Source organism: Methylococcales bacterium, from assembly GCA_030949405.1.
GTDB lineage: Bacteria > Pseudomonadota > Gammaproteobacteria > Methylococcales > Methylomonadaceae > WTBX01.
In genome coordinates, this window is sequence record JAUZSN010000005.1 from 1 (window position 1) to 4,236 (window position 4,236).

Annotated in this window: 6 protein-coding genes and 1 pseudogene; 3 read left to right on the forward strand and 4 right to left on the reverse strand. The window is 36.6% G+C overall.

The window, feature by feature from the left end:
• The 4 genes and pseudogenes from Q9M50_15315 to Q9M50_15330 form a co-directional block, all read right to left on the reverse strand.
• The coding region (locus Q9M50_15315; protein MDQ7091978.1) for a type II secretion system F family protein at positions 1 to 226 on the reverse strand (226 nt) is incomplete at its 3' end.
• 52 nt (positions 227 to 278) lie between these two features.
• Positions 279 to 503: a hypothetical protein gene (locus Q9M50_15320; protein MDQ7091979.1), complete on the reverse strand. Its 225-nt coding sequence runs from the start codon at positions 501 to 503 to the stop codon at positions 279 to 281.
• Between the two features lies 1 nt (position 504).
• Positions 505 to 1,605, reverse strand: coding sequence for a transposase (locus Q9M50_15325; protein MDQ7091980.1), 1,101 nt, complete (start codon positions 1,603 to 1,605; stop codon positions 505 to 507).
• A gap of 119 nt (positions 1,606 to 1,724) precedes the next feature.
• A pseudogene (locus tag Q9M50_15330) lies at positions 1,725 to 2,354 on the reverse strand (helix-hairpin-helix domain-containing protein).
• A 271-nt stretch (positions 2,355 to 2,625) separates the two neighbouring features.
• Between Q9M50_15330 and Q9M50_15335 the strand changes: the two are divergent.
• The 3 genes from Q9M50_15335 (at position 2,626) to Q9M50_15345 (ending at position 4,100) form a co-directional block, all read left to right on the forward strand.
• Positions 2,626 to 2,988 carry a hypothetical protein gene (locus Q9M50_15335; protein ID MDQ7091981.1) on the forward strand — a complete coding sequence of 121 codons (363 nt, stop codon included), beginning with the start codon at positions 2,626 to 2,628 and terminating at the stop codon, positions 2,986 to 2,988.
• A 1-nt stretch (position 2,989) separates the two neighbouring features.
• Entirely contained in the window at positions 2,990 to 3,262 is a 273-nt protein-coding gene (locus Q9M50_15340; protein MDQ7091982.1) for a hypothetical protein, read from the forward strand.
• Positions 3,263 to 3,977: 715 nt separating this feature from the next.
• Positions 3,978 to 4,100, forward strand: coding sequence for a hypothetical protein (locus Q9M50_15345; protein ID MDQ7091983.1), 123 nt, complete (start codon positions 3,978 to 3,980; stop codon positions 4,098 to 4,100).
• Positions 4,101 to 4,236: the final 136 nt, after the last annotated feature.

The following is a 4,236-nucleotide window of genomic DNA, read 5'->3' on the forward strand; positions in this document are numbered from 1 at the left end:
CTTTAAGTAGCGTGTACATTTGACGACTAAACATCATTAAGTCAATCGCTTCTATTTTCTCCTCAAAAAGATTAATGATTGCGGGCTTTTGTTCAAGACTAATTTCAACAGGCGTAATCCCAAGACTAGATAATTGTTTGGCTACCGTCATAGTGTTTTCACTTTCTAATACCCCTTCAACTAATTCACCTTGGCTGTTACGCGCTTTATAAGAAGAAAACGGCATAAGCAATCCTTCAAATTTAAAAATCAGTTATAATCAATACCTTCGCCAAAAATCATGCCATTTCAACATGAATTTTACCGAGTTCTGCGGCTTGAAAAATTTTATCGTTAATTAAAATTTCATCCGACTCAATGCCGAGTGAATTAATAATCCGACGCGTGATTTTACCTGCCCTGTAGAAGGTTTTTAAATCCGACATACTTTCGGGATTTAATCCCTCTATTTTAGGTAATAATAGCTGTGAAAACGTCACCATAAATAGGGAAAAATTCGCCATATTATTTACGGGTGTTTTTTTTGACATTCATAAAGTCTTCAAGCCCCCAATATTGCTTGGCATCACGAAAATTAAATTCAATTTGAAAACGTAATGAGTAATAATTAATCAAATTCTTCGCTGCTAAACTTGTATCGTCACTAAACAAAATGACTTTGCTAACTCGACCTGTTTTAAGATGCGTTTTAACAATGAAAACAACATTCAATAAATCAGGAAAATTTTTATGCCAAGCTTGAACTTGGTACACACAAATTTGACTGTTTTTTTCCACCTCTGTTGAGACAGGCTCTTGCTCGATTAATTTTTCTAAGGTGATTCTTTCACCGTATTTTTTAGGTCTTCCGCGCCCAGAGTAATCACCTTTATATTGAAAATATAAGACGGAATCATGACGCAGTTTTGAAATCAAATGTAGCCCTGTTTGCTTGACCATTTGTACAGCGGCATTGTTTCCTAATGCGCCATCATAAACAAAATAAACAATCGCTAACTCGCATCCAATTAACTGTAATGCCTGATGAAGACAACCTTGTAACTGCATTAAAAAAGGGGATAATTTTACATTAATACGACTTTTATTTTTACTCCCTTGAGGTCTTCCCACTTTTCCTTTAGAGGGTGAAAGTTTGTTTTTAGCGGCTTTAGGGGCGGAGTTTTTCACGTCCTCTCGAAGCAATTGCTCAGTTATTAAAGGATAGGCTTTACGCGAATCAACATCTAACAAAGACAGGCTTATAAAGCATAAACTTCGTACGGTTTTACTCTGAATAGATGAAAAAAAATTTCCTAATCCATGCGTTTTTTTTCCTGACTTAGTCACAACAACTTCATCGGCAATGAGAATAAATACTTGTTCAAATTGAGACGCAAGATGCTGTTTAACCAATAACCAACATAACTGTGACCAATTATGACCTTCGTTAAAAAAGCGTTGAATGGTGCGATAACTCCCTCCCTTTTCAGTCCATCGAGAAATACCAAGCATCGTTACGCGCCCTGTCATCGTGAGCGTTGCTTCGACAATAACAATTAACTGTTTCATTGTTCGAGAGCATAAGGCTGGACTAAGAGCCTCAAGCGTTGTTATTATTTCATTCATAGTCAGGTTTTGTAAGTTTTGTTGATGTTTCAATCTACAATTTTACTTGATCTGGCTATTTTTTGTTTAAAAGCTAAGCATGTCCGTTTGGCGAAGGTATTGGCTGATGTTTCGGTAATATAGTCACGCGGATTTAATTTTCTTAATATTTGAATTTGACCAATAATAGCGTGAGATTGGTTTAGCACTTTTTCAAGAATCGCTTTAACAACGGGATATGCTTCAGGATGTACCGCTGAAGCATCAAGTGGATTATCACCATTAATAATCCTAAGAAACCCTGCCGCTTGCTGATAAGCCTTATCGCCTAAACGTGGCACTTTTTTAAGTTGTTTTCTATTTTTAAATGCGCCATTTTCATTTCGATAGCTGACAATATTATCTCACTAATAGTTGTTGATAATCCTGAGACTTGTTTTAGCAACGCGCGTGGAAGCGGTATTCACATCAACACCTACAGCATTTACACAATCTTCAACAACCGTATCAAGCATTCGCGCAAGCTGAACTTGATTGACATCATGTTGATATTGACCCACTCCAATCGCTTTCGCTTCAATTTTAACTAATTCTGCTAACGGGTCTTGTAATCGTCTAGCAATAGATACCGCACCGCGTATTGAAACATCTAAATCAGGAAATTCTTTAGCCGCAAGTTCTGAGGCAGAATAAACTGAAGCACCTGCTTCTGAAACCATAACTTTATTAAATCTTAATTCAGAATGACGTTTGGCTAGTTCTGCAACTAAAGGCAACACTTGCGCCTTCATCTAATAATTGTATAGCGGCTTCAATTTGTGCGTAATGTGTTGCTAATTCTTTGTGCTCAACAGTAAGGTAATATCCATGTTACAAACAATTCGATTAAAAAAGGTCTGCATTGTAGCAGTTTGTGAATAGTAAGGATTACAAAAGCCTTTTTTGCCTACAATGGTAACTTTATTTTTAGCGATATGCTAATACTCAAGTTTAAATTATTGAAACTTGAATATAACTATCCAAAACACAGAGGCAAAATCAATGCTGAAAAAAGCTCTACTAGTCGGTACACAATCAGGCTGTGGAAAAACTACAATAATGTTGGCTTTGCTGCAATATTTAAAATCAAAACAATTAAAAATTCAGGCTTTTAAAGCAGGACCTGATTATCTTGACCCTTTTTGGCATCAGGCAATTACAGGTAAACCTTCTTATAATTTAGATACAAAAATGATGGGAGTCAATATTTGTAAACGCCAGTTAAATAAACAGTCTGAAAAAGTACAAATAGCATTAATCGAAGGTGTGATGGGCTTATTTGATGGTCATACAGGCGTAGGTGAAGAAGGTTCTAGTGCAAATTTAGCAACCGTATTAAATATTGCCTGTCATTTTGGTTGTTGATGTGAAAGGCATGGCGGGATCATTAGTGCCATTAGTTTCTGGTTTTTGCGATTATGCTGGAAAACTTGAGTTTAAGATTTCAGGTATTATTGCCAACCGTGTTGGTAGTGCGCGTCATGCTCGAATTTTGAAAGATTTGCTAACAGATTATAATTTACCACCTCTTTTTTGGGTGGATGGAAAAGATGCCCCCAGTTTGCCTGAGAGACATTTAGGATTAAAAGACCTGAAGAAGCTGATGTTCCTGATTTTTTACCTTTTTTCATTTAGATGATAATATTTTATCCTATTCTTTTACAAGCTCAGTTAATGAAAAAATTGTTGATGTTAAACATAAGCTCCTACTAGTAGGCAAGACTATCGCTGTTGCTAAAGACCCTAGCTTGTTGTTTTATTTACCCCTCTAACATTAACTGGCTAAAGAAGAAGGTGCGGAAGTTCGATTTTTTTCACCCATAGGGGGTGAGCTACTGCCAAAAATACCGATGCAATTTGGTTACCAGGTGGTTATCCTGAGCTTTATGCTCAAGCTTTATCAAAATCCACCTAGCTTAGTTGCTATTCGTAATTTAATAAATTAGGCGTACCTGTATTAGCAGAATGTGGCGGTGCAACCTTGTTGGGTAAACAATTAGTTGACCTTTGACGGTATAAGCTGGTACTTATGGCAAATGTTTTTCCTTATACTTCTGTCAGCGGAAAAACGTCTAATTTCTTTAGGTTACCGAGATGAAGCAAAGCGGTATTAGAGGGTACATGAATTTCATCACTCCTATCCATTGAAAATGATGAAGACTTAGAAACCTGTTTCACTATTAAAAAAGGCGATAAAGGTGTGCGTTATAAAAATGTTCGTTGCTTCTTATATACATTGGTATTTTCCAGTGCGCCCAGAAGTTATCGCCAAGTTGGTTATCATGAAAGCAAGAGAGAATAGACAAAGGTTTAATTTTAGTCCATACAGGCAAAGGGAAAGGCAAAATCTTCCAGTGCTTTTGGTATGGTTTTTAGAGCCGCAGGTTGGGGGGATGAAAAGTCTGCGTAATTCAATTCATCAAAGCTACCAATGGCAAGCAGGTGAACAAAAAGTAGCCGCCGAACGTTTGCGATAATATTGAATGGCATACTTTAGGTGATGGCTTTACTTGGGATACTAAAAATCCTGAACAGGATATTAAAACCAGTCGAGAAATTTGGGAATTTGCACAACAAAAAATTCTGTCAGAAGAATTCTGATTTTTATTTTGC